Origin of the sequence: Burkholderia sp. Bp9099 (assembly GCF_003857805.1) — a bacterium.
Lineage (GTDB): Bacteria > Pseudomonadota > Gammaproteobacteria > Burkholderiales > Burkholderiaceae > Burkholderia.
This window is the reverse complement of sequence record NZ_QTPU01000004.1, coordinates 220,254-243,306: the sequence shown is the minus strand read 5'-3', so window position 1 is coordinate 243,306 and position 23,053 is coordinate 220,254. Positions and strand designations below refer to the sequence as shown.

Genomic DNA, 23,053 nt, shown 5'->3' with positions numbered 1-23,053 from the left:
TGAGACTGCGACGGCTCAGTCCTCGCCGTCGCGCTGCATCCGCTGCCGCAACTCGGTCACCTGCGACTCGACGACGGTCGCGTCCTCCGCATCGGGCCGCTCGCCGAGATACTGCTCGAGATCCTCGAGCGCGGGGCGCAGGTAGTCGAGCCGCGCATACGCGAAGCCGCGGTCGCGCACTTCGTCGAGCTGTTCCGGCAGCAGGATCACGAGCCGCTGCTGCACCGCGAGCAGCCGCTGCCAGCGTTCCGTCTGCAGATAGATCGTCTTCAGGTTGCGCAGCATCCGCGCGATGATCTCGCGGCTGGTGGCCGGCTGCAGCAGCGCGCGCAACGCGCTGTCGACCGCGCCCGCCGCACGCGCGACGTAGGGCTCGAGCATCTCGACCATCTCGGCCTCGGACAGCGAATGGCCGTTGGTCGGATCGATGATTAGGTCGCCGTCCGGCAGCGTCACGCGCAGCAGGAAGTGGCCGGGGAACGACACGCCGCGCGCCGGCACGCCGATCTGCTCGGCGAGCTCCAGGTACAACACCGACAGCGAGATCGGAATCCCGCGCCGCCGCTTCAGCACCGCGTTCAGGTGGCTGTTATCGGGGTCGTAGTAATCGTTGTGATTGCATGCGAAGCCGAGTTCGCGGAAGAAGAACGCGTTGAGCGCGGCGACGCGGTCCTTCAGGTCCGCATCGTCGCCGAGCCGGCGGCTCAGCCGCGCGGCCAGGATGTCGATTTCGGCCAGCGTACCCTGCAGGTCGAGGTCGGGATACGCGTCCTGCGCAAGCGACAGCGCGGTTTCCGTGACGGGCAGACTGTCGTCGTCCGCCACGAGCGTGCTGAAGTAGTCGAGGACGCGGGTCATTGCGGTCGTCACTTGGCGCGCCTTCTGAAGTAAGCGTATTTGAAGCCCATCACCCACAACATACCGAAATATAGTGCAGCGAACAGCACGAGGCACGCGGCCATCAGTGCAATGCGATCGAGCGGCTGCGCACGCATGCCGGCCCAGTCGAAGTTGATCGCGCACCAGTGCATCAGGCCGGCGAGCACGAGCGCCGCGCCGATCAGCTGCACGAAGAAGCGCAGCCAGCCGGGCGACGGCTGGTAGATGCCGCGCTTGCGCAGCCCGAGGAACAGCAGCAGCGAGTTCAGGCAGGCACCGACGCCGATGCTCAGCGTGAGGCCCGCATGGCCGATCAGCGGCACGAACACGTAGTTCGAGATCTGCGTGACGATCAGCACGCCGATCGCGATCTTCACCGGCGTCTTGATGTCCTGCTTCGCGTAGAAGCCCGGCGCGAGGATCTTGATCAGGATGATGCCGACGAGACCGATCCCGTAGGTCGCGAGCGCGCGCGCGACCATCGTGACCGTATGCGCGTCGAACTTGCCGTAGTTGAACAGCGTCGCGGTGAGCGGCGTCGCGAAGAAGAACAGCGCGAGCGCGCTCGGCGCCGCGAGCAGGAACGTGACGCGCAGCCCCCAGTCGAGCAGCGCCGAATATTCATGCGAATCGGCGTCGACGTGCGCCTTCGACAGGCTCGGCAACAGGATCGTGCCGAGCGCGACGCCGAGCAGCGCGGTCGGGAACTCCATCAGGCGGTCGGCGTAGTTGATCCACGAGACCGCGCCCTGCCCGAGCCGCGACGCGATGTTGGTGTTGATGATCAGCGACAGCTGCGCGACCGACACCGCGAACGTCGCGGGCACCATCTTGGCGAGCACCCGCTTCACGCCGGGATGACGCAGCGCGCGCACCGGGTTGAGGCCGATCAGCGGCACCATGTCGATCTTCTTCAGCCCCGGCAGCTGCACGATGAACTGCAGCACGCCGCCCACGATGACGGCCCACGCGAGCGCGTAGACCGGCACCTTCAGGTGCGGCGCGACGAACACGGCCGCGGCGATGAACGCGACGTTGAGCAGCACCGGCGCGAACGCCGGCAGCGAGAAGCTCTTGTAGGTATTGAGCACGCCTGACGCGAGCGTCGTCAGCGAGATGAACACGATGTACGGGAACATGATCCGCGTCATCGTGACCGCGAGCGGGAACGCCTGCCCGTCGGTATGCAGGCCGGACGCGACCGCGAACACGACCCACGACGCGCCGGCGATCCCGACGACCGACAACACGGCGAGCGCCCACGCGAGCACGGTCGACATCGCGTCGACGAGCGCCTTGGTCGCATCGTGCCCCTGCTGGTTCTTGAACTCGGCCAGGATCGGCACGAACGCCTGCGAGAACGCGCCTTCGGCAGACAGGCGGCGCAGCAGGTTCGGAATGCGGAAAGCGACGTAGAACGCGTCGGTGTATTGACTGGCGCCGAACGCACGGGCGATCAGCGTCTCGCGGGCCAGTCCGGTCACGCGCGACAGCAGCGTGAAGCCGCTGACCGTCAGCAGGGCTCGGAATAGATTCATGGGGCGCTTATTATACGGACGTTGCGTGGCCCGGCACGGACGGATGGCGAAAAGGGCGCGCGTCGCCGGCGGCCCCCGTCGGGCCGACGTCACGTTGACCTTGCCACGCGCTTGATTTTGTTGCTATAATCGCCGGTTTCTGAGCCTGTTACATGCACGGCGCCTGTCGTTTTCATGTCTCGGCCTCGGTTAAAATCACCGTTTTTTATGCGCCCCTGGGCAATCGCTCTCAGGGGACGGATCGAAAAGCAGCGCTTGGCCGTCAGGCTCCAAGCTCTGGAAACAGGACAGGATAAGGAACCGTCATGGCTAACTCCGCACAAGCACGCAAGCGCGCCCGCCAAGCCGCGAAGGCAAATTCGCACAACTCGGCGCTGCGCTCGAAATTCCGTACCGCGATCAAGTCGGTTCGCAAGGCTGTTGAAGCCGGCGACCAGGCAAAGGCTGCCGAGCTGTTCAAGGCTGCCGTGAAGACGATCGACACGATCGCCGACAAGAAGATCGTTCACAAGAACAAGGCCGCTCGCAGCAAGAGCCGCCTCGCCGCAGCCGTCAAGGGTCTGCAGGCAGCAGCGTAAATCCGGCGTGCCCGCTTCGGCGGGCGCTCCTGTTTCCTGCGATCGCAAAAAAGCCCGCCTAGGCGGGCTTTTTTGCTGTGCGTCGCCCGCGCATCGCGCCGGGCGACCGCCAGGCAGGGGCGCGGCACGCGCCCTCGCCCGTCGAACTCACTTCTTCTCGTGGTAGTCCGGCAGCTCGCACGCCTCGGTGACGACGAGGTTGTTGTCCTTCGCGAAATTCAGCACGAAATCGAACGCCATCGGCTCGACGTCGCGCAGCCGGGAATCGAGGATCACGCATTTGAGGTCGCCGAGCATCGTCGGGCGCACGTACAGCGAATATTTCAGGCGCGCGTTCGGCCCGCTCGCACCGGGCCCGAAGCAGGCCATCACGCCGGCCAGACGCTCCGACCAGTCGCTCGGGCGAAACTTTTTCCCGTCTTTCGTAATGCCCTGGATGAAGAATTCGGTCGGAGGGGTTTCAGCCATGTGGTTACCCAAGTGACGGCCCGGCGATGTCCAGGCGACAGCGCCCGGATACGCGAACACAAAGCTCGAGCGGACAGCGGCACTCGCGCTCCGATATCCCGAAAAAACAGGCTGTCGAGGCGTGCCGCCGACGCGCCGCACCGGATTTGTGCAGCGCATGGCTTGTGTCCGGCAGAGCGCGAAGAGGCTTGCCTGCCGGGCTGGAGAAAACTTTTGGATTATACCGCAGCGCGGCATCGCGCGTCGTCTCGCCGCCCCTCTTCCGGCGCCTTCCAGCGTGCGCCACGATCCCAACCCGGTTTTCGTCGCGGCTCGTCAAAGCACAGAAAATCCTTTATGCTGCTTTGAGTTATCCACACCCGACGGCGGCGCCGTCCGGCCGCGCGGCCGGTTCAGACCCGCCGTATTTCGTTTCATGACCGCCAAAACCATTCGTCACTACCTGCAGTTCAAGGATTTCTCGCTGGAAGACTACGAGTACGTGCTCGAACGCACGGGTATCCTGAAGCGCAAGTTCAAGAACTACGAGACCTATCACCCGCTGCACGACCGCACGCTCGCGATGATCTTCGAGAAGAGCTCGACGCGCACGCGCCTGTCGTTCGAAGCCGGCATCTTCCAGCTCGGCGGCCACGCGGTCTTCATGAGCACGCGCGACACGCAGCTCGGCCGCGGCGAGCCGGTCGAGGATTCCGCGCAGGTCATCTCGCGGATGGTCGACATCATCATGATCCGCACGTTCGAGCAGGACGTGATCACGCGCTTCGCGGAAAACTCCCGCGTGCCGGTGATCAACGGCCTGACCAACGAATACCACCCGTGCCAGGTGCTCGCCGACATCTTCACGTACTACGAGCACCGCGGCCCGATCGCCGGCAAGACGGTCGCGTGGGTCGGCGATGCGAACAACATGCTGTACACGTGGATCGAAGCCGCGCAGATCCTCGGCTTCAAGCTGCGCCTGTCGACGCCGCCGGGCTATGCGCTCGACATGAAGCTGGTGGCGCCGGACAGCGCGCCGTTCTACGAGGTGTTCGACGATCCGAACGAAGCGTGCAAGGGCGCCGATCTCGTGACGACCGACGTGTGGACGAGCATGGGCTTCGAAGCCGAGAACGAAGCGCGCAAGCAGGCGTTTGCCGACTGGTGCGTCGACGAGGAAATGATGGGGCACGCGAATCCCGACGCGCTCTTCATGCACTGCCTGCCCGCGCACCGCGGCGAGGAAGTGACAGCCGGCGTGATCGACGGCCCGCAGAGCGTCGTGTGGGACGAGGCGGAAAACCGCCTGCACGTGCAGAAGGCGCTGATGGAGTTCCTGCTGCTCGGCCGCCTCAAGCACTGACCGCCGCGCGCATTACGTGCGCATTACGCGCGCATGCCGCCATCCGCGCGACATGCGGAAAAAAGCGCCGATCGTCGTCGATCGGCGCTTTTTTGTTGGGTCGGACGAACGCGAATGAACCGCGCGGCGCAACACCGCGTTACAGGCACACGGGCTCGGGTTCGAGCTCGACGCCGAAGCGCTCGCGCACGTCGTCCTGGATCGCGCGCGCCAGCGCGAGCACGTCGGCGCCCGTCGCGCCGCCGCGATTGACCAGCACGAGCGCCTGCCGGTCGTGCACGGCCGCCGCGCCGAGCGCGCGCCCTTTCCAGCCGCAGCGGTCGATCAGCCAGCCGGCCGCGAGCTTCACCTGCCCGTCCGGCTGCGGATACGACACGACTTCGGGTGCGCGCGCGCGCAGCGCGTCGAACTGCGCGACGTCGATCACCGGATTCTTGAAGAAACTGCCCGCGTTGCCGAGCACGAGCGGATCGGGCAGCTTCGCGCGGCGAATCGCGACAACGGCGTCGAACACGTCGCGCGGGGTCGCGGCGTCCGGCGCGATGCCGCGTGCGTCGAGCTCGCGCGTGACGTCCGCGTAGCCGAGCCGCGGCGTCCAGCGCTTGGGCAGCCGGAACGTCACGGCGACGATTGCGAAGCGGCCGCGCCCTTCCCGCTTGAAGAAGCTGTCGCGATAGCCGAACCCGCAGCGCGCGGCGTCGAAGCGCTCGCTGCGCCCCGTCGCGAGCTCGACGGCGACCAGCGAGTCGAAATAGGTCTTCATCTCGAGGCCGTATGCGCCGATGTTCTGGATCGGCGCGGCGCCGACGGTGCCCGGAATCAGTGCAAGGTTCTCGAGGCCCGGCATCCCGTGCTCGAGCGTCCACGCGACGAACGCGTGCCAGGTCTCGCCGCCGCCGGCCTCGACGTACCATGCGTCGTCGTCCTCGCGCACGACGCGACGGCCGGCGATCTCGTCGAGCAGCACGACGCCGTCGAAATCGCGCGTGAACACGACGTTGCTGCCGCCGCCGAGCACGAGCTGCGGCAGCGATGCGACGCGCGGGTCGCGGTGCAGCGCCTCGAACTGCGCCGCATGCGTGACGCGCGCGGCAAAGCGCGCCTTCGCGGCAATGCCGAACGTGTTATGCGCGGCGAGCGGATGGTCGGGGAGCAGCGACAGGGCGGAATCGTCAGGAGGCATCGGCATTCGCGGTCACGTCCGCCGGGCGGGCATACGGCCGGCCTTGGGCAAACGGAGGGGCATCGGTAAAATGGCAAACAGTCCGCAATTATAGCGAGTGCCCGCGCGCGAGCCGGGCGCCCGCATCTCAAGGGAGAATGCCATGCCATCGTTCGACGTCGTTTCCGAAGCGAACATGATCGAAGTGAAGAACGCCATCGAGCAGTCGAACAAGGAAATCTCGACGCGCTTCGACTTCAAGGGCTCCGACGCGCGCGTCGAGCAGAAGGAGCGCGAGCTGACGCTGTTCGCCGACGACGATTTCAAGCTCGGCCAGGTCAAGGACGTGCTGATCAACAAGCTCGCGAAGCGCAACGTCGACGTGCGCTTCCTCGACTACGGCAAGGTCGAGAAGATCGGCGGCGACAAGGTCAAGCAGGTCGTCACCGTGAAGAAGGGCGTGACGGGCGACCTCGCGAAGAAGATCGTCAGGCTCGTGAAAGACAGCAAGATCAAGGTGCAGGCGAGCATCCAGGGCGACGCGGTGCGCGTGGCCGGCACGAAGCGCGACGACCTGCAGAGCGTGATCGCGATGCTGCGCAAGGACGTGACCGACACCCCGCTCGACTTCAACAACTTCCGCGACTGATCGACGCGGTCGGCCGCGCCGTCAAGCGCGCCGTCGACCACGCCGTCGAACAGTCACGCCGCGCCGCCGGGCCCCGCATGCGGGGCGCCCCGGCGGGCGGCGGCAATCCCCTTCATCAGGCCTTCCCGCCGTCCTGCGCGCCGCCGTCGGATGCCGCCTTCTTCTTGTCGCCGATCCGGCTTTCCTGCCCCGCCAGCAGCTTCGAGATATTGCCGCGGTGACGCCACACGAGCAGCACGCTCATCGCGAGCACGGCCCACGCGACCGGGTTGTGGCCGGTGCCGAACAGGAACACGTCGAACACCGGTGCGAACACGGCCGCCACCAGCGCCGCGAGCGACGAGTAACGGAAGAAGAACGCGACGATCAGCCAGGTCAGCGCGGTCGCGAGGCCGAGCACCGGGTGCACGGCGAGCAGCACGCCGGCCGCTGTCGCGACGCCCTTGCCGCCCTGGAAGCGGAAGAACACCGGATAGAGGTGGCCGAGGAACACGGCGATCGCGACCCACGCGACGGCGACGTCGGACAACCCGAAGTGCCGCGCGAGCCAGACGGCGAACCAACCCTTGAACGCGTCGCCGACGAGCGTCAGGATCGCGGCCTTCTTGTTGCCGCTGCGCAGCACGTTGGTCGCGCCGGGATTCTTCGACCCGTACGAACGGGGATCGGCCAGGCCCATCGCGGCGCTGACGACGACGGCAAACGACACCGAACCGATCAGGTAGGCAACAAGTGCGGCGAGCAGGATCTGCATGCGGAAAACTCTTCTTTCAACGTATCGGTAAAGGGACGGCCGGGCGCGGCGGGCCGGCCCGTCGGGGCAGGCGCCGCCGCGGCGAACCGCCGGCAGGCCGCGGCAGCCGGCCGTGCGGGCCGACCGGCCGAAACGGCGCCCATTCTACCGAACGAGCGCGGCCTGCCACGAAGGTGAAACCCTCAGTCGACGCTCGCGCACTGCACGGGCGTCGCGCCGAGCAGCGTCGTGAGTACCGCCGGCGCGAGGCTGACGAGGTAGCCGCGGCGGCCGCCGTTCAGGTAGATCGTCGGCAATTCGAGGATGGTCGACTCGACGTACACGGGCATCGTCTTGCGCGTGCCGAACGGCGACGTGCCGCCGACCAGATAGCCGGAATGGCGGTTCGCGACGTCGGGCTTGCACGGCTCGACGCGCTTCGCGCCGATCTGCCGCGCGAGGTTCTTGGTCGACACCGTGCGGTCGCCGTGCATCAGCACGATCAGCGGCTTCGCGTGCTCGTCCTCCATCACGAGCGTCTTCACGACGCTATGCTCGTCGACGCCGAGCTGGCGCGCCGACTCGCCGGTGCCGCCGTGCTCGACGTAATCGTACGGATGCTCGCCGAACGCGACGCCGTGGCGGCGCAGCAGCTGGGTCGCGGGTGTCTCGGACACGTGTCTGGATTTGCTCATGGCGGCATTTTAATGGCGAACGACCGGCGGGCGGGCGGCGTTGCGGCCATCGCATGCATCGCCCGCCATTGCGCACGAGCGCATCACGCCTTCGCCTTCGCCTTCGCCTTCGCCTTCGCCTTCGCCTTCGCCTTCGCCTTCGCCTTCGCCTTCGCGACAGCGTACCGGGCGCCGGCGGTATACTCGCGGCCCTTTTGTCCCGGGCGAGCGCAGCCGCAGCCGCGTCGAGCCGATCCGCGCCGCGCCGCACCGCACCGCACCGCACCACACCACACCACACCACACCGGCATCATTGCGGACATCGCGAAGTGCTATTGCCCGATTGACCGATTGTGGCGCGCCCGCCGCCATGGCACGATCGCTCGCAAAACTCGCCGCGCCACTGCACGGCCTTCTTCTGGAGACGCCATGTCCTCGCCTGTCCGCTCATCCGCGCCGCTCGACGTCGCGGCACTGCTCGCCGCGCTGCCCGGCCGCATCGCCGACGTGCCCGCCCGCTGGGCCGCGCAAGCGCCCGCGCACCCGGCGCTGATCGAGGACGCGCGCCGCCTGTCGTACGGCGAGCTGTCGCGGGCCGTCGATGCGGCCGCCGAGCGGCTCGCGCGCCTCGGCGTGCGCGGCGGCGATCGCGTGATGATCGTCGCGGAAAACAGCGTCGCGCAGATCGTGCTGCTGTTCGCAGCCGCGCGCGTCGACGCTTGGGCGCTCGTGTCGAACGCGCGGCTGTCGGCCGGCGAGCTCGATGCGATCGCCGCGCACGCGCGGCCGAAGCTGATCGCGTTCGCGACGGAAGCATCGCCCGATGCGCGCACGCACGCGGCGCGCCACGGCGCGACGCCCGCCGACGCGCTGCCGGTCGACATCGGCACGTGGTCGTACCGCGTCGACGCGAGCGCGCCCGACGAGCCGGTGTCACCCGACGGCGCCGCGCAGTGCGCGGCGCTGATCTACACGACCGGCACGACGGGTACGCCGAAAGGCGTGATGCTGTCGCACCGCAACCTGCTGTTCATCGCGGCGACGTCGAGCGCGCTGCGCGGCGTGTCGCCCGACGACGTCGTCTATACGGTGCTGCCCGTGTCGCACGTGTACGGGCTCGCATCGGTCTGCCTCGGCAGCCTGTACGCGGGGGCGACGCTGCGGCTCGCGCCGCGCTTCGCGCCCGAGGCCGTGCGCGTCGCGCTCGCCGACGAAGGCGTGACGATCTTCCAGGGCGTGCCCGCGATGCACGCGAAACTGCTCGAGCACCTGCACACGCACGCGCACGCATGGCATGCGCCGCGGCTGCGCTTCGCGTATTCGGGCGGCTCGCCGCTCGACGCCGACCTGAAGGCGCGCGTCGAGCGCGTGTACGGCGTGCCGCTGCACAACGGCTACGGCATGACCGAGAGCAGCCCGACGATCACGCAGACGCCGCTCGACGCGCCGCGTACCGACTGCTCGGTCGGCGTGCCGATCCCGGGCGTCGAGATGCGGATCGTCGCACCGGACGGCACCGACGTGCCGCCGGGCGAAGTAGGCGAAATCCGCGTGCGCGGGCCGAACGTGATGCTCGGCTACTACCGCAACGCGGACGCGACGCGCGCGGCCGTGTCGCCGGACGGCTGGCTCAGCACCGGCGATCTCGCGCGCCAGGCAGCGGACGGCTCGGTGACGATCGCGGGCCGCAGCAAGGAGCTGATCATCCGCTCGGGCTTCAACGTGTATCCGGTCGAGGTCGAACAGGTGCTGAACGCGCACCCGGACGTCGTGCAGGCGGCCGTCGTCGGCCGTGCGGTCGAGGGCAACGAGGAAGTGCTCGCGTTCGTCGAGCTGGTGCCGGGCGCGGCCGCGACCGAGGCCGCGCTGCAGGCGTGGTGCGCGCAACGGCTCGCGCCGTACAAGCGCCCTGCGCACATCCGCGTGCTCGATGCGCTGCCCGCCGCATCGACGGGCAAGGTGCTGAAGCACAAGCTGCGCGAACTTGCGTGACGTGCGGCGCCGGCCGCATCCCGCGCGTGGGCCGGCGCGCGCCGCGCTAGCCGCGCGGGTGGTGTTGCGCGTGCAGCGTCTTCAGCCGCTCGCGCGCGACGTGCGTGTAGATCTGCGTGGTCGAGATGTCGCTGTGGCCGAGCAGCAGCTGCACGACCCGCAGGTCGGCGCCGTGGTTCAGCAGGTGCGTCGCGAACGCGTGGCGCAGCGTATGCGGCGACAGGTGCGCGCGCACGTCGGCCTGCTGCGCGTGGCGCTTGATGATGTTCCAGAACTGCTGGCGCGTCATCCCGTCGCCGCGCGCGGTCACGAACAGCGCGTCGGCCGCGCGCGCGCCGAGCAACGCGGGCCGCGCGTCGCGCAGATAGCGTTCGATCCAGCCGTGCGCGACTTCGCCGAACGGCACGAGCCGCTCCTTCGAACCCTTGCCCATCACACGCACGACACCCTCGTTGAGCCCGACCTCGACGGTCTTCAGCGTCACGAGCTCGCTCACGCGCAGCCCGCTCGCATACATCAGCTCGAGCATCGTGCGATCGCGCAGGCCGAGCGGCGTGCCGATGTCGGGCGCGCCGAGCAGCGCTTCGACCTGCGCCTCGGACAGCGTCGACGGAAACCGCGCGGCCTGCTTCGCCGACGTGATCCGCAGCGTCGGGTCCGCGCTCGCGTGACGCTCGCGCACGGCCCAGCCGTAATAGCGCCGGAACACCGACAGCCGCCGGTTCGACGACGTCGCCTTGCCGTCGCTGCGCGCGGCGATGTAGCCCGTCAACATCGCTTCGTCGGCCGAGTCGAGCGACGTGTCGTGCGTCGCGGCCAGCCATTGCGAAAACAGCGCCAGGTCGCGCCGGTACGCATCGAGCGTGTTTCGCGCGAGCCCATGCTCGAGCCACAGCGCATCGCAGAACACGTCGATCGACGCGCGGCTCGCGAGCAGCGCGGGCGATGCGGCGGCCGCGGCATCGCTGGCGTCGGATGCGGAATCGGAATCGGGGGAAAGCAACGGTTCGCTCATCAGTACGGCACGCCTTCATGCGCCAGCAGCCAGCGCTTCACTTTCTGGTAATAGCCATTGTCGTCGTGATTCGCGAAACCGCCGAGGCCGCCGGCCGCGACGACACGATGACACGGGATCACGAGCGGGAAATAGTTCGCGCCACACGCCTGGCCGACCGCGCGCGGCGCGCTGCCGATCCGCTTCGCGACCTGCCCGTAGGTCAGCACCGTGCCCGGCGGAATGTCGCTGATCACGTTCCACACGCGGTGCTGGAATGCACTGCCGACGTCGGCGAGCGGCAGGTCGAAGCGCGCCGACGCACGCTCGAAATAACGTTCGATCTGCTCGACCGCGCGCTTCGCGAGCGGCGAATCCGGATCGACCGACTTGACCGACTCGGGTAGATAGACGATCTCGCGCACCACCGCGGCATCGGTGCGGATGCCGACCTTGCCGAACGGCGCGTCGATGACTGCGTTGAACATGAACTTCTCCTGACCGGTGAAACACGCGGCGCCGCCGCGCGCCGACGACACTTTACGCCGCCTTCATGCGGCACGCAGCGCCCATTCGACATGCTCGCGCACGACCGGCGACGGATCGTCGGCCCGCGCGCGCAACGCGGCGACGATCGCGGTGCGCGCTTCGGGTGCGAGCCGATCGGCCGGCGCGCGCAACGCATTGCCGAGCCCGACCGCGAGATTGCGCAGCCAGCTTTCGTAACCGATGCGCCGGATCGCGCTGCCCTGCATCCGCGTGTCGAACGCGTCGGCGTCCCACGCGAACAGCTCGACGAGCGTCGCGCGGTCGAGCCCGTGCCGCACGTCGAAATCGGCGACGGGCGCGGCCTGCGCGAACTTGTTCCACGGACACACGAGCTGGCAGTCGTCGCAACCGTACACGCGGTTGCCGATCATCGGCCGCAGCGGCTCCGGAATGCTGCCTTTCAGTTCGATCGTCAGGTACGAGATGCAGCGGCGCGCGTCGACGCGATACGGTTCGACGATCGCGCCCGTCGGGCACGCGCCGATGCAGCGCGTGCAGCTGCCGCAGTGCGCGCCGGGCGTCTCGGGCGCGCGCTCGGGCGCCGTTTGCGCGTCGGTCGGCAGCGGCACGTCGACGTAGATTTCGCCGAGGAAGAACAGCGAACCCGCGTCGCGCTGCAGCAACAGCGTGTGCTTGCCGCGCCAGCCGACCCCGGCCTTCTGCGCGAGCTCGACCTCGAGCACCGGCGCCGAATCGGTGAACACGCGGTAGCCGAATGCGCCGATCTCGCGCTCGATGCGCTCCGCGAGCGTCTGCAGCCGGTTGCGCAGCACCTTGTGATAGTCGCGGCCGCGTGCGTAGATCGACACGACGGCCGCCTGCGGATCGTCGAGACGCGCGCGCTCGCGTGCGCGCCAGTCGTGCGGCGCGAGCGCGCCGGATGACGCATCGGGTGGGTCGGCGGCGAGCGTTTCGGCCGGCAGATAGGCGAGCCGCGCGGAAATCACGCGTCGCGTACCGGCCACAAGTTCGGCCGGCCGCGCGCGTTTCATCCCGTGTTTCGCCATATAATCCATTTCGCCGTGGTACCCGGCTTCCAGCCAGGCGGCGAGGCCTGCTTCGGCATCCGAGAGATCGGTATCGCTGATGCCTATCGCCCCGAAACCCAATTCGCGCCCCCACGCCCTGATGCGCGCGGCGAGCGCAGCCAACGTCGCATCATCGAGCGCGCACGGCGCCGCGCCTTCGGCACGAGTCGAAGGCCTGTCGGATGCGGCGAGTTCCGGTAATCGGTTCATCGCACTATTTTACGAGAATGCCAGCCACGTCCCATACGCCTCATGCCGACACGCTGCCCGCCCCGCTCGCGGAGCGCGTGATCGCACTCGCCGACGAAGCGGCGACCGAGGCCTTCGGCACCCGCTTCGCGCACGCGCTCGACGCGGCGCGCAGCGAACTCGCCCATGCACACGCGTTCAACGGGCTGCAGATCCAGCTGATCGGCGACCTCGGCGCGGGCAAGACGACCCTCGTGCGCGCGATCCTGCGCGGCCTCGGCCACCCGGGGCGCGTGCGCAGCCCGACCTACACGCTCGTCGAACCGTACGCGTTCGCGCGCGACGACGGGGAACTTGAGGTCTATCACTTCGATCTGTATCGATTCAACGATCCGGCCGAATGGTCCGATGCAGGCTTTCGCGAGTATTTCAATTCCAGCGCGATCTGCCTCGTCGAATGGCCGCAGCAGGCGGGCCCCCTGCTCGGCGTGCCCGATCTGGTTTTCTCGCTCGACGTGGATGGCGACGGCCGCGCCCTCACCGTCCGTGCGTACAGCGCTTCAGGAAAGGCATGTCTCGAAAGATGTTGATCAAACCGTTCCGCTCGATCGAATCGGCGGCCACCGCCACGCACAACTGGCGGCGGCGCCAGATCCTGTGCGCGGGCGCGTCGACGCTGGTGCTCGGCCTCGTCGCGCCGCGGCTCGCGCACGCGTCGTCGGTGCTCGGCGTGCGTGTATGGCCCGCGCGCGATTACACGCGCGTCACGATCGAATCCGACCAGCCGCTGCAGAATAGCCAACAGCTGCTGCAGGGTCCCGACCGGCTCGTCGTCGACCTGAACGGGCTCGACCTCGACCAGGCGCTGCGCGACCTCGTGTCGAAGATCGCGCCGAACGATCCGCAGATCCAGTCGGTGCGCGTCGGCCAGTATCAGCCGCACGTGGTGCGGATGGTGTTCGACCTGAAAGGCTCGGTGAAGCCGCAGGTGTTCACGCTGCCGCCGGTCGGCACCTACAAGTACCGGCTCGTGTTCGACCTGTATCCGGCCGTCGCGCCCGATCCGCTGACCGACCTGATCGCGCAGACGGAACGCAAGGAACAGGCGCTCAACGACACCGCGCGCGCGCAGCAGGTGCAGCCGCCGGGCGCGCTGAACGGGCCGGCGACGCCGCCCGTCGCGGGCAACGACAACAGCGACGCGTTCTTCCAGCGCTTCGCGCAGAACACGCCGGCCGCGCCGCGCACGCCGCCGGCCGCCGCGACGCCGTCTTCGCCTGCCACGCCCGCGAAGCCGGCCGTCAAGCCGCCGCCCGTCATCGCGCGCCGCGACGACAGCGAGGACGACGGCGACACCTACAAGTTCACCGCGCCGAAATCCGGCAAGGGCGGCACCGTGCGCCTGCTGACGGTCGCGATCGACCCGGGCCACGGCGGCGAGGATCCGGGCGCGATCGGCGGCGGCGGCACGTACGAGAAACACGTCGCGCTCGACATCGCGAAGAAGCTGCGCGCGAAGATCGACGGCGCGCCGAACATGCGCGCGATGATGACGCGCGACGCCGACTTCTTCGTGCCGCTGAACGTGCGCGTGCAGAAGGCGCGCCGCGTCGGCGCGGACCTGTTCGTGTCGATCCACGCCGATGCGTTCACGACGCCGTCCGCGCGCGGCTCGTCGGTGTTCGCGCTGTCCGACCACGGCGCGTCGAGCGCCGCGGCGCGCTGGCTCGCGAACAAGGAGAACTCGTCCGACCTGATCGGCGGCATCAACATCAAGACCCAGGACGCGGCAGTCAGCCGCGCGCTGTTCGACATGTCGACGACCGCGCAGATCCGCGATTCGCTGCGCTACGGCAACTACGTGCTGAAGGAAGTCGGCGGCATCAACAAGCTGCACAAGGGCTCGGTCGAGCAGGCCGGGTTCGCGGTGCTGAAGGCGCCCGACATTCCGTCGATCCTCGTCGAGACGGCGTTCATCAGCAATCCGGAAGAGGAAAGCCGGCTGAACGACGACAGCTACCGCGACCAGATGGCCGACGCGATCTTCCGCGGCATCAAGCGTTACTTCGCCGCGAATCCGCCGCTCGCGAAGAGCCGGATGGCCTGACCGGCCACCCTGCCCCGCCGCCGGCACGCGCTGCGTGCCGGCGCGTCACAACGCCGCGAAGCGGCGCGCGAGCTTCCCGCCGAACACGTTCACCGCGAGCCCGCCCATCACGAGCGCGGCGCCGATCAGCTGCGCGTCCGTCAGATGCTCGTCGAGCAGCAGCGCCGACGACGCGAGCCCGACGATCGGCACCAGCAGCGAGAACTGCGCGACCTGGGCGGCCGGATAACGCGACATCAGGCGGCTCCACAAGCCGTAGCCGAGCAGCGTCGCGACGAACGCGAGATAGACGACCGCGAAGATCGACGCGCCGTTCAGCCCGAGCAGCGCGGCCTCGATCCGCTGCGGCCCCTCGAACCACAGCGACAGCAGGAAGAACGGCACCGGCGGCACGAGGCTCGCCCACACGACGAGCGACACCAGGTTGGCCTTGCCCAGCTTCTTCGTGACGATATTGCCGAACGCCCACATCGCGGCCGAGCAGAGGGTCAGCAGGAAGCCCGCGAGCGTCATCGCGCGGCCGCCCTGCGCAGCGATCACGACGAGTCCGGCCGCGGCGACCGCGAGCCCGACCAGGCTCTGCACGCGCAGCCGCTCGCCGAGGAACAGCATCGCGAACACCAGCGTGAAGAATGCCTGCGACTGCAACACGAGCGACGCGAGGCCGGCCGGCATGCCGACGTACATGCCGGTAAACAGGAGCACGAACTGGCCGAGCTGGATCGTCGCGCCATACAGGATCAGCATGCGCCACGGAATCTGCGGCCGGCGCACGAAGAACACCGCGGGCACCGCGGCGAGCGTGAAGCGCAGCGCGCCGAGCAGCATCGGCGGCATGCCGTGCAGGCCGACCTTGATCACGACGAAGTTCACGCCCCACGCCAGGATCACGACCAGCGCGAGCAGCAAGTCCTTCGGGGCCATCATCGGCGTCTCCTCGATTTTGTCGGATGGTTTCCTGAACGCCGCTCAGTCTACCGAATTTCGCCGCGCGACCCGATACCCGCGCGGTGCACATGGAATCGGCGCCAGGCACGGCGCCGTGGCCGCGCCGCACGACGCGTGCCTGCCCCGCGGCCGCATCGCGCGGCGGACATCCGGCTGCCCGTTGCACGCGTGGCCGCCGTGCCGCCAGTACAATGACCGGCATTCCTGCCGTTCCCCACGAGGCCCGCCATGACCGATCCGATCAAAGCCCTGCTGAAGCCGCACATCCGCGACATCGGCAACCTGCAGGTGCGCCGCACGCTGCCCGCGCTCGCCGCACGCCTCGTCGGCCCGTTCATCTTCTTCGATCACATGGGGCCCGCGACGCTGCCGGCCGGCACCGGGCTCGACGTGCGCCCGCATCCGCATATCGGGCTCGCCACCGTCACCTACCTGTTCGACGGCGCGATCCTGCACCGCGACAGCCTCGGCTCGCTGCAGGAGATCGTGCCGGGCGACGTGAACTGGATGACGGCCGGCCGCGGCATCGTCCACTCGGAGCGCACGCCCGACGCGCAGCGCGCGAGCGGCCACACGGTGCACGGGATCCAGACCTGGGTCGCGCTGCCGGTTGCCCACGAGACCACCGAGCCGTCGTTCGAGCACCATGCGGCCGACACGCTGCCCAAGCGCGACGAGAACGGCGTGTCGCTGACGGTGATCGCCGGCGACGCGTTCGGCCTGCGCTCGCCCGTCACGACGTTCTCGCGCACGCTGTACGTCGCCGCCGAATTCGCGGCCGGCGGCCGCCTCGAACTCGACGCGTCGCACGAGGAACGCGCGGTCTACGTGGTCGACGGTGACCTGTCGATCGACGGCACGCCGGTGCCGGCCGAGCAGATGGCCGTGCTCGCACCGGGCGCCACCGTCACGCTCGCGAGCGGCAACGGCGCGCGCGCGATGCTGCTGGGCGGCGACAAGATCGACGGCGAGCGCTTCATCGAATGGAACTTCGTCGCCAGCAGCCGCGACGCGATCGAGCGCGCGAAACGGGCGTGGACGAACCAGGAAATGGGCAAGGTGCCCGGCGAAACCGAGTGGATTCCGCTGCCCGAGTCGAAGCCGCGTTGAAAAAGGGGCGCGCCGCCCCCATCCTGACGACATTCGAACCGAAGAGAACGACATGGACACCACGCTTGCCACTTTCGAGAAAGACGTCATCGAGGCGTCGCTGGACACGCCCGTGCTGGTCGACTTCTGGGCGCCGTGGTGCGGCCCCTGCAAGACGCTCGGTCCGCTGCTCGAAAAGCTCGAAGCCGACTACGAAGGCCGCTGGAAGCTCGTGAAGGTGAACGTGGACGAGAACCAGGAGCTCGCCGCGCACTTCCAGACGCGCAGCATCCCGCACGTGATCGCGTTCGCCGACGGGCGCCCGGTCGACCAGTTCATCGGCGTGCTGCCGGAAGGCCAGTTGCGTGCGTTCCTCGACCGGCTGCTGCCCGCGCCCGACGAAGCCGAGCGCCGCGCCGCACAATACGCGATCGCCGAATCGCGCTACGACGATGCGATCACCCACCTCGAAGCGGCGCTCGCGCTGAACCCCGGCTTCGACGACGCGCGGCTCGACCTGATCGAACTGCTGCTCGCGAACAACCAGGTGGACGCCGCACGCGCCGAGGCCGAACGCCTGTCGCCGCAGACCGTGCAGGGCACCGATCCGCGCTACCAGGCGATCAAGACCCGTTTCGATGCGCTCGACGCGACGGCCGACCTGCCGCCGACCGACGCGCTCGAGGCGCGCATCGCGGCGAACCCCGCCGATCTCGACGCACGCTTCGACCTCGCGCAGAGCCTGATCGCGCGCCGCGCGTACGAAGGCGCGCTCGAGCAGTTGCTCGAAATCGTGCTGCGCGACCGCGCGTATGGCGACGACCTCGGCCGCCGTACGATGATCTCGGTGTTCGAGCTAGCGGGCGATCGCCCGGAACTCGTCGCCGCGTGGCGGCGCAAGCTGAGCATGGCGCTCAACTGACGAACGAACGGCCGGGCCGCGATGGCCTGGCCGACTCGCCTCGTCGCGCGCGGCGGGTCCGCCGCGCCGCAACATTCCCTGGCGCGTCGCTCGACGCCCCGATCAACCCGCGGCCCGCGCCGCGATCGCCCGCAACGCATGCGCGGCGGCCGCGAAACCGAAGCTCGCGGTCACGCACACGCTCGAACCGAACCCCGCGCAGTTGAGCCCCGCGACATGCGCGGCGGTGGACGGTTCCGCGCCATCCTCGATGTCGCACGCGGCCGCTTCCGGATAGATCAGCGGCTCGTCCGAATACACGGCGCTGACCTTGAAGCGCGCCTTCGGCCCGCGCGGAAAGCCGTGCTGCTTGCGCAGCTGCGCACGCACCTTCGAGAGCAGCGGATCCTGGATCGTCAGCGCGAGATCGTCGATGCGGATGCGCGTCGGGTCGAGCTGCCCGCCTGCGCCGCCGACCGTGACGAGCGGCTGCCCTTTCGCGACGCACCACGCGATCAGCGCGACCTTCGTGCGCACGCTGTCGATCGCGTCGATCACGTAGTCGAAGCCGCCGCCGAGCAGCGCGTCGAAGTTGTCGGGTTCCGCGAAATCCTCGATCCGGTTCACGCGGCACGCGGGATCGATCAGCGCGATCCGCTCGGCCATCGCGTCGACCTTCGGCTTGCCGTAATTGCCGTCGAGCGCGTGGATCTGCCGGTTCGTATTGCTTTCGGCGACGTTGTCGAGATCGATCAGCGTCAGCGTGCCGATCGCGCTGCGCGCGAGCGCCTCGGCCGTCCACGACCCGACGCCGCCGATGCCGATCACGGCCACGTGCGCGCCCTCGAACGCGGCGAGCGCCGGGGCGCCGTACAGCCGCGCGATGCCGCCGAAGCGGCGCTCGCGATCCACGTCAAGCTGGATTGTCGGGGTCGGGGTAAGATCAGAGGAACTGAGCGGGGCGGTGTCGGCAGCGGACATGGCAGCAAGGAAAACGTAAGTCGAGCAGCCCTCTATTTTGCCTGAACTCCCCGCCGGCACGCGCCACTGTGCACGCACGATTCTCGCGCGTTAGCTATACTGGCCCCAGATTGAAGCGTTCGCATAACATGACGACTCTCGCCGATCTCCGCATCAACTATTCGCGTGCTTCGCTCGACGAAGCCGATGCCGCCCCCGACCCCTTCGCCCAGTTCGATCGCTGGTTCAAGGAGGCGCTCGCCGCCAAGCTCCCCGAGCCCAACACGATGACGCTCGCCACCGTCGGCGACGACGGCCGGCCGTCGGCACGCATCGTGCTCATCAAGGCTGTCGACGAACGCGGGTTCGTCTTCTTTACCAATTACGGAAGCCGCAAGGGGCGCGACCTCGCCGCCCATCCGTACGCGGCACTGCTGTTCTACTGGATCGAACTCGAGCGCCAGGTGCGCATCGAGGGCCGGATCGAAAAGACCAGCGCCGACGAAAGCGACCGCTATTTCGCGTCGCGCCCGCTCGGCTCGCGCATCGGTGCGTGGGCGTCCGAGCAGAGCGCCGTGATCGACAGCCGCGCGACGCTCGAAGCGCGCGAGAAGGACGTGGCCGAACGCTACGGCGAGAACCCGCCGCGCCCGCCGCACTGGGGCGGCTATCGCGTCGTGCCCGACGCGATCGAGTTCTGGCAGGGCCGCCCGTCGCGGCTGCACGACCGCCTGCTCTATACGCGCGACGCCGCTGCGGCGTCGGGCTGGACGATCTCGCGCCTGTCGCCGTAAGCCGAACCGCGGCCGCGGTGCCGCTTGCCGGTCGTGTCTCGTGTTGCATCCGGGCGCCCGCCTCGCAGGAGGCGGGCGCCGGTCAAGATACTTGGCTGTATTCGATCCAACGAACAAACGGAGAATCCAAATGTTCTGGGAAAAGAAGCTGGCACAGTGGGCGGACGAAGTACGGGCGAAAGCGAACATACCGGCGCGCCTCGTGCTGTGGAACGGCGATCAACTCGATTTCGGCACCTTCAGCGCACCGCAGGTCACGCTGAAGGTCAACAGCGCGTCGGCGCTGCCGCTCTTGCTCGAACCGAGCCTCGACAATCTCGGCGAGGCGTACGTGAAGGGCAAGATCGACATCGAAGGCCGGCTGTCGGACATCATCAACATCAGCTATTCGCTCGCGCGCAGCACGGTCACCAGCGCGAGCAAGCTCGCGCGCGTGAAGCGCTACTTCAATCACACGAAGAACACCGACCGGAAGGCGATCCAGTATCACTACGACGTCTCGAACGAGTTCTACCAGCTGTGGCTCGACGAGAACATGGTGTACTCGTGCGCGTACTTCGAGAACGGCGACGAGGATCTCGCGACCGCGCAGATCAAGAAGATCGACCACATCCTGACCAAGATCCAGCTGGAGCCCGGCCAGCGCCTGCTCGACATCGGCTGCGGCTGGGGCGCGCTCGTGCTGCGCGCCGCGCAGAAGTTCGGCGCGACGTGCCTGGGCGTGACGCTGTCGCAGAACCAGTTCGATCTCGCGACCGCGCGCGTGAAGGCCGCCGGGCTCGAGGACAAGATCGAGATCCGCCTGCAGGACTACCGCGAGATCGACGGGCAGTTCGACCGCATCACGAGCGTCGGGATGTTCGAGCACGTCGGCCGCAAGAACCTGCCGCTCTATTTCTCACGCGTGCACGACCTGCTGACCGACGACGGCATCGCGATGAACCACGGGATCACGTCGACCGACGCGGAAAGCGGCGAAACGGCGCTCGGCGGCGGCGAATTCATCGACCGCTACGTGTTCCCGGACGGCGAGCTGCCGCACATCAGCCTCGCGCTCGAAGCGGCGCAGCGCGGCGGGCTCGAGGCGATTGACGTCGAAAGCCTGCGGCGGCACTATGCGCGCACGCTCGACATCTGGACCGAGAACTTCGAGGCGAAGGCGGACCAGGCGCGCGCGCTCGTCGACGACGAGAAATTCCGCATCTGGCGCGTGTACCTCGCCGGTTGCGCGTATGCGTTCGAACACGACGACGTGTCGATCTTCCAGATCGTGTGCCGCAAGGCCGGACGCAGCGCGAAAACGCTGCCGTGGTCGCGGCGCTACATGTACGAACACTCGCTGCCGCGCTAGGCGGCACTTCACGCTGGGCATGCATGGGTGACGGCAGGACGCGGCGCAACACGCCGCCGCAACGACAGCAGCGCGACGAACCGGACGGATCGCACGCCGACGGGCAGTTCGACCTGTTCGGCGGCGCGGCGCCCGACGACGCGCGCGCGGCCGCGCCCGCGGATGGCGACAGCGCTGCAGGTGCCGGCGCACGCGTGACGCCGGACGAACACGACACTGCGCGGCCGGCAAAGTCGCCTGCGCGCGCCGGCCGTGCATCGCCCCGTCCTTCCGCCGACCAGGAACCGGCGGAACCGCCCCCTGCCTCCGGCCTGCTGTGGGACGAACCGTCTCCACCGGCCGCGCCGCCGAAGAAAAGCCGGCGCCGGCGCGGCGTGCCGCCCGCCCCGGTTTCCGCGGAAGTCGCCGCCGCCGCGGCCGCGCTGCCGCCCAATGTGCGGCTCGGCACGTCGTCGTGGTATTTCCCCGGCTGGGACGGCATCGTCTACGACGGCGATTTCGCGCAGACGAAGCTGTCGCGCGAAGGGCTCGAGGCGTACGGCGCGCATCCGCTGCTGAAGAGCGTGAGCCTCGACCGCTCGTTCTACGGGCCGCTGTCGGTGGCCGATTATCTGCGCTACGCGCAACAGGTGCCGGACGACTTCCGCTTCGTCGTGAAGGCGCCGGCGTCCGTCACCGATGCGGTCGTGCGCGGCAGGCGCGGCGAGCCGTCGGGCCCGAACCCGACCTTCCTCGACGCGCAGCTCGCGACCCGGGAATTCGTGCAGCCGTGCCTCGAAGGGCTCGGCCGGAAGGCCGGCGTGCTGGTGTTCCAGTTCTCGCCGATGCCCGATCAACTGCTCGCCGAGCCGGCCGCGCTGATCGACCGGCTGTCGGCATTCTTCGCGGCATTGCCGCCGCTGCCGCCGGACGCCGACGGCACGCGCTACGCGATCGAGATCCGCGACGCGAGCCTGCTCACGCCGCGCTTCATCCGCGCGCTCGCGGCGCTCGGCGTGCGCTACTGCGTCGGCCTGCACGCGCGGATGCCCGACCCGCTGCGCCAGGCGGCCGCGCTCGCGCTGCTCGACGGCGATGCGCCGGGCCCGCTGATCGTGCGCTGGAGCCTGCACGGCGGCTTCAAGTACGAACAGGCGAAAGCGAAGTACGAGCCGTTCGACAAGCTCGTCGACGAGGACCCGGCCACGCGCGCGGCGCTCGCCGAGCTGGCCGCGCGCTACGCGCTGGCCGGACAGCCGGTGATCATCACGATCAACAACAAGGCGGAAGGCTCCGCGCCGCTGTCGTGCCTCGCGCTCGCGCGCGAGATCGCCGCCGCGTGCGCGCACTGGCGCAGCGAGGCGGCGTAGGGGTCGCGGCGCGGGTGCCCGCGCCGCTTGCGGCTGACGCGCCGATTACGCGCCGCGCTGCGACTTCAGCCGGTGCGAGAACTTCTGGCGGAATTTCGCGAGCTTCGGCCCGATCACGACCGAGCAGTAGCCCTGCCCCGGATTGCGTGCGTAATAGTTCTGATGATAGTCCTCGGCCGGCCAGTAGTTGCCGTCGAGCGGCACGACCTGCGTGACGATCGGCTGCCCGAACACCTGCTCGCGCTCCAGTTCGCGGATCACGTCGAGCGCGACGTCGCGCTGCGCGTCGGAATGCGTGAACACGACCGACCGGTATTGCGTGCCGACGTCGTTGCCCTGCCGGTTCAGCTGGGTCGGATCGTGCGTCGCGAAGAAGATCTCGAGGATCTCGCGATAACCGATGCGCGCCGGATCGAACGTCACGTTCACGACCTCGGCGTGACCGGTGTCGCCGTCGCAGACGTCGCGATAGCCGGGATTGCGCGTATGGCCGCCCGCATAGCCCGACTGGACGGCCGTCACGCCGTCGACGTCGAGAAACACGGCCTCCGTGCACCAGAAGCACCCGCCGCCCACAGTCGCGGTTTCAAGCATCTCGTTCACCATGAAATCAGTACCTCGTTGAAGACGGCGGCCGGCACGCAGGCACGCGCCGGCGCCGCCGGTCCTTATCGTCGCTGCCCGGTTGCCCGGCGCGCAGCGGCAGCGTTCAAGTATCTCACTCGCGCGCGAATCCGGCAGAACCGCATGCGCGCCGCGCGCCACCGGCTGCGCG

The 23,053-nt window shown here is 68.6% G+C and carries 23 protein-coding genes; 11 read left to right on the top strand and 12 right to left on the bottom strand.

Annotated features, from left to right (window positions below; genetic code table 11):
* Positions 1–15: 15 nt before the first annotated feature.
* Together DIE17_RS06235 and murJ are read right to left on the bottom strand one after the other, a co-directional pair.
* Complete coding sequence (locus DIE17_RS06235; RefSeq protein ID WP_124486969.1) at positions 16–858, bottom strand: SirB1 family protein; 843 nt, start codon at positions 856–858, stop codon at positions 16–18.
* Positions 859–866: 8 nt separating this feature from the next.
* Positions 867–2,417, bottom strand: a complete 1,551-nt coding sequence (murJ, locus tag DIE17_RS06230) for a murein biosynthesis integral membrane protein MurJ (RefSeq protein WP_044848571.1) — start codon at positions 2,415–2,417, stop codon at positions 867–869.
* A 305-nt stretch (positions 2,418–2,722) separates the two neighbouring features.
* Here murJ and rpsT point away from each other — a divergent pair, with 305 nt between their 5' ends.
* Complete coding sequence (gene rpsT, locus DIE17_RS06225) at positions 2,723–2,995, top strand: 30S ribosomal protein S20 (RefSeq protein WP_006482211.1); 273 nt, start codon at positions 2,723–2,725, stop codon at positions 2,993–2,995.
* A gap of 147 nt (positions 2,996–3,142) precedes the next feature.
* On the opposite strand, the gene DIE17_RS06220 is transcribed toward rpsT, so the two are convergent.
* The gene (locus tag DIE17_RS06220; protein WP_044848570.1) at positions 3,143–3,463 is read right to left on the bottom strand and encodes a DUF3579 domain-containing protein; all 321 of its coding nucleotides are present in this window, start codon (positions 3,461–3,463) and stop codon (positions 3,143–3,145) included.
* 415 nt (positions 3,464–3,878) lie between these two features.
* Between DIE17_RS06220 and argF the strand changes: the two genes are divergently transcribed.
* Entirely contained in the window at positions 3,879–4,808 is a 930-nt protein-coding gene (gene argF / locus DIE17_RS06210) for an ornithine carbamoyltransferase (RefSeq protein WP_124486968.1), read from the top strand.
* A gap of 139 nt (positions 4,809–4,947) precedes the next feature.
* On the opposite strand, the gene murB is transcribed toward argF, so the two are convergent.
* On the bottom strand, positions 4,948–5,997 hold the full coding sequence (murB, locus tag DIE17_RS06205; RefSeq protein WP_124486967.1) for a UDP-N-acetylmuramate dehydrogenase: 1,050 nt from the start codon (positions 5,995–5,997) through the stop codon (positions 4,948–4,950).
* Positions 5,998–6,133: 136 nt separating this feature from the next.
* Between murB and DIE17_RS06200 the strand changes: the two genes are divergently transcribed.
* Positions 6,134–6,619 carry a YajQ family cyclic di-GMP-binding protein gene (locus DIE17_RS06200; RefSeq protein ID WP_014896235.1) on the top strand — a complete coding sequence of 162 codons (486 nt, stop codon included), beginning with the start codon at positions 6,134–6,136 and terminating at the stop codon, positions 6,617–6,619.
* Between the two features lie 115 nt (positions 6,620–6,734).
* Here the strand turns inward: DIE17_RS06200 and plsY are convergent, their stop codons facing one another.
* On the bottom strand, positions 6,735–7,373 hold the full coding sequence (gene plsY, locus DIE17_RS06195; protein ID WP_044848567.1) for a glycerol-3-phosphate 1-O-acyltransferase PlsY: 639 nt from the start codon (positions 7,371–7,373) through the stop codon (positions 6,735–6,737).
* Positions 7,374–7,555: 182 nt separating this feature from the next.
* Positions 7,556–8,047 (bottom strand): Cys-tRNA(Pro) deacylase, encoded by a 492-nt coding sequence (gene ybaK / locus DIE17_RS06190; RefSeq protein WP_044848566.1) that lies wholly within the window; start codon positions 8,045–8,047, stop codon positions 7,556–7,558.
* Between the two features lie 409 nt (positions 8,048–8,456).
* On the opposite strand from ybaK, the gene DIE17_RS06180 reads away from it, so the two are divergent.
* A complete protein-coding gene (locus DIE17_RS06180) occupies positions 8,457–10,019 on the top strand; it encodes a class I adenylate-forming enzyme family protein (RefSeq protein ID WP_124522991.1) in 1,563 nt (520 codons plus the stop codon).
* Between the two features lie 46 nt (positions 10,020–10,065).
* On the opposite strand, the gene xerD is transcribed toward DIE17_RS06180, so the two are convergent.
* The 3 genes from xerD to queG form a co-directional block, all read right to left on the bottom strand.
* Positions 10,066–11,034, bottom strand: a complete 969-nt coding sequence (gene xerD, locus DIE17_RS06175; RefSeq protein ID WP_185500332.1) for a site-specific tyrosine recombinase XerD — start codon at positions 11,032–11,034, stop codon at positions 10,066–10,068.
* Entirely contained in the window at positions 11,034–11,501 is a 468-nt protein-coding gene (locus tag DIE17_RS06170) for a methylated-DNA--[protein]-cysteine S-methyltransferase (RefSeq protein WP_124486964.1), read from the bottom strand. Before DIE17_RS06170 ends, xerD begins: the two co-directional genes overlap by 1 nt.
* Before the next feature lie 63 nt (positions 11,502–11,564).
* Positions 11,565–12,800, bottom strand: a complete 1,236-nt coding sequence (gene queG / locus DIE17_RS06165) for a tRNA epoxyqueuosine(34) reductase QueG (RefSeq protein WP_124486963.1) — start codon at positions 12,798–12,800, stop codon at positions 11,565–11,567.
* A gap of 17 nt (positions 12,801–12,817) precedes the next feature.
* On the opposite strand from queG, the gene tsaE reads away from it, so the two are divergent.
* Both tsaE and DIE17_RS06155 read left to right on the top strand, forming a co-directional pair.
* Positions 12,818–13,369, top strand: coding sequence for a tRNA (adenosine(37)-N6)-threonylcarbamoyltransferase complex ATPase subunit type 1 TsaE (tsaE, locus tag DIE17_RS06160; protein ID WP_044848561.1), 552 nt, complete (start codon positions 12,818–12,820; stop codon positions 13,367–13,369).
* Complete coding sequence (locus DIE17_RS06155; RefSeq protein WP_124522990.1) at positions 13,351–14,886, top strand: N-acetylmuramoyl-L-alanine amidase; 1,536 nt, start codon at positions 13,351–13,353, stop codon at positions 14,884–14,886. Before tsaE ends, DIE17_RS06155 begins: the two co-directional genes overlap by 19 nt.
* A 45-nt stretch (positions 14,887–14,931) precedes the next feature.
* On the opposite strand, the gene DIE17_RS06150 is transcribed toward DIE17_RS06155, so the two are convergent.
* The gene (locus DIE17_RS06150; RefSeq protein ID WP_185500337.1) at positions 14,932–15,810 is read right to left on the bottom strand and encodes an EamA family transporter; all 879 of its coding nucleotides are present in this window, start codon (positions 15,808–15,810) and stop codon (positions 14,932–14,934) included.
* Positions 15,811–16,062: 252 nt separating this feature from the next.
* Between DIE17_RS06150 and DIE17_RS06145 the strand changes: the two genes are divergently transcribed.
* On the top strand, positions 16,063–16,944 hold the full coding sequence (locus DIE17_RS06145; protein ID WP_044848558.1) for a pirin family protein: 882 nt from the start codon (positions 16,063–16,065) through the stop codon (positions 16,942–16,944).
* Positions 16,945–16,996: 52 nt separating this feature from the next.
* Positions 16,997–17,845: a thioredoxin gene (trxA, locus tag DIE17_RS06140; protein WP_044848557.1), complete on the top strand. Its 849-nt coding sequence runs from the start codon at positions 16,997–16,999 to the stop codon at positions 17,843–17,845.
* A 102-nt stretch (positions 17,846–17,947) separates the two neighbouring features.
* Here trxA and tcdA read toward each other — a convergent pair whose 3' ends face one another.
* Positions 17,948–18,805 (bottom strand): tRNA cyclic N6-threonylcarbamoyladenosine(37) synthase TcdA, encoded by an 858-nt coding sequence (tcdA, locus tag DIE17_RS06135; RefSeq protein ID WP_044848556.1) that lies wholly within the window; start codon positions 18,803–18,805, stop codon positions 17,948–17,950.
* 128 nt (positions 18,806–18,933) lie between these two features.
* On the opposite strand from tcdA, the gene pdxH reads away from it, so the two are divergent.
* The 3 genes from pdxH to DIE17_RS06120 all read left to right on the top strand — a co-directional run bounded on the left by pdxH (position 18,934) and on the right by DIE17_RS06120 (position 22,278).
* Entirely contained in the window at positions 18,934–19,578 is a 645-nt protein-coding gene (gene pdxH, locus DIE17_RS06130; RefSeq protein WP_124522989.1) for a pyridoxamine 5'-phosphate oxidase, read from the top strand.
* Between the two features lie 130 nt (positions 19,579–19,708).
* A complete protein-coding gene (locus tag DIE17_RS06125) occupies positions 19,709–20,929 on the top strand; it encodes a cyclopropane-fatty-acyl-phospholipid synthase family protein (RefSeq protein WP_124522988.1) in 1,221 nt (406 codons plus the stop codon).
* A 23-nt stretch (positions 20,930–20,952) separates the two neighbouring features.
* The gene (locus DIE17_RS06120; RefSeq protein WP_124522987.1) at positions 20,953–22,278 is read left to right on the top strand and encodes a DUF72 domain-containing protein; all 1,326 of its coding nucleotides are present in this window, start codon (positions 20,953–20,955) and stop codon (positions 22,276–22,278) included.
* A gap of 45 nt (positions 22,279–22,323) precedes the next feature.
* Here DIE17_RS06120 and msrA read toward each other — a convergent pair whose 3' ends face one another.
* A complete protein-coding gene (gene msrA / locus DIE17_RS06115; RefSeq protein WP_044844456.1) occupies positions 22,324–22,884 on the bottom strand; it encodes a peptide-methionine (S)-S-oxide reductase MsrA in 561 nt (186 codons plus the stop codon).
* Between the last annotated feature and the right edge of the window lie 169 nt (positions 22,885–23,053).

Coding starts and splice junctions, on each gene's coding strand:
- DIE17_RS06235 (WP_124486969.1), bottom strand. CDS start 858: ATGACCCGCGTCCTCGACTACTTCAGCACGCTCGTGGCGGACGACGAC.
- murJ (WP_044848571.1), bottom strand. CDS start 2,417: ATGAATCTATTCCGAGCCCTGCTGACGGTCAGCGGCTTCACGCTGCTG.
- rpsT (WP_006482211.1), top strand. CDS start 2,723: ATGGCTAACTCCGCACAAGCACGCAAGCGCGCCCGCCAAGCCGCGAAG.
- DIE17_RS06220 (WP_044848570.1), bottom strand. CDS start 3,463: ATGGCTGAAACCCCTCCGACCGAATTCTTCATCCAGGGCATTACGAAA.
- argF (WP_124486968.1), top strand. CDS start 3,879: ATGACCGCCAAAACCATTCGTCACTACCTGCAGTTCAAGGATTTCTCG.
- murB (WP_124486967.1), bottom strand. CDS start 5,997: ATGCCGATGCCTCCTGACGATTCCGCCCTGTCGCTGCTCCCCGACCAT.
- DIE17_RS06200 (WP_014896235.1), top strand. CDS start 6,134: ATGCCATCGTTCGACGTCGTTTCCGAAGCGAACATGATCGAAGTGAAG.
- plsY (WP_044848567.1), bottom strand. CDS start 7,373: ATGCAGATCCTGCTCGCCGCACTTGTTGCCTACCTGATCGGTTCGGTG.
- ybaK (WP_044848566.1), bottom strand. CDS start 8,047: ATGAGCAAATCCAGACACGTGTCCGAGACACCCGCGACCCAGCTGCTG.
- DIE17_RS06180 (WP_124522991.1), top strand. CDS start 8,457: ATGTCCTCGCCTGTCCGCTCATCCGCGCCGCTCGACGTCGCGGCACTG.
- xerD (WP_185500332.1), bottom strand. CDS start 11,034: ATGAGCGAACCGTTGCTTTCCCCCGATTCCGATTCCGCATCCGACGCC.
- DIE17_RS06170 (WP_124486964.1), bottom strand. CDS start 11,501: ATGTTCAACGCAGTCATCGACGCGCCGTTCGGCAAGGTCGGCATCCGC.
- queG (WP_124486963.1), bottom strand. CDS start 12,800: ATGAACCGATTACCGGAACTCGCCGCATCCGACAGGCCTTCGACTCGT.
- tsaE (WP_044848561.1), top strand. CDS start 12,818: ATGCCAGCCACGTCCCATACGCCTCATGCCGACACGCTGCCCGCCCCG.
- DIE17_RS06155 (WP_124522990.1), top strand. CDS start 13,351: ATGTCTCGAAAGATGTTGATCAAACCGTTCCGCTCGATCGAATCGGCG.
- DIE17_RS06150 (WP_185500337.1), bottom strand. CDS start 15,810: ATGGCCCCGAAGGACTTGCTGCTCGCGCTGGTCGTGATCCTGGCGTGG.
- DIE17_RS06145 (WP_044848558.1), top strand. CDS start 16,063: ATGACCGATCCGATCAAAGCCCTGCTGAAGCCGCACATCCGCGACATC.
- trxA (WP_044848557.1), top strand. CDS start 16,997: ATGGACACCACGCTTGCCACTTTCGAGAAAGACGTCATCGAGGCGTCG.
- tcdA (WP_044848556.1), bottom strand. CDS start 18,805: ATGTCCGCTGCCGACACCGCCCCGCTCAGTTCCTCTGATCTTACCCCG.
- pdxH (WP_124522989.1), top strand. CDS start 18,934: ATGACGACTCTCGCCGATCTCCGCATCAACTATTCGCGTGCTTCGCTC.
- DIE17_RS06125 (WP_124522988.1), top strand. CDS start 19,709: ATGTTCTGGGAAAAGAAGCTGGCACAGTGGGCGGACGAAGTACGGGCG.
- DIE17_RS06120 (WP_124522987.1), top strand. CDS start 20,953: ATGGGTGACGGCAGGACGCGGCGCAACACGCCGCCGCAACGACAGCAG.
- msrA (WP_044844456.1), bottom strand. CDS start 22,884: ATGGTGAACGAGATGCTTGAAACCGCGACTGTGGGCGGCGGGTGCTTC.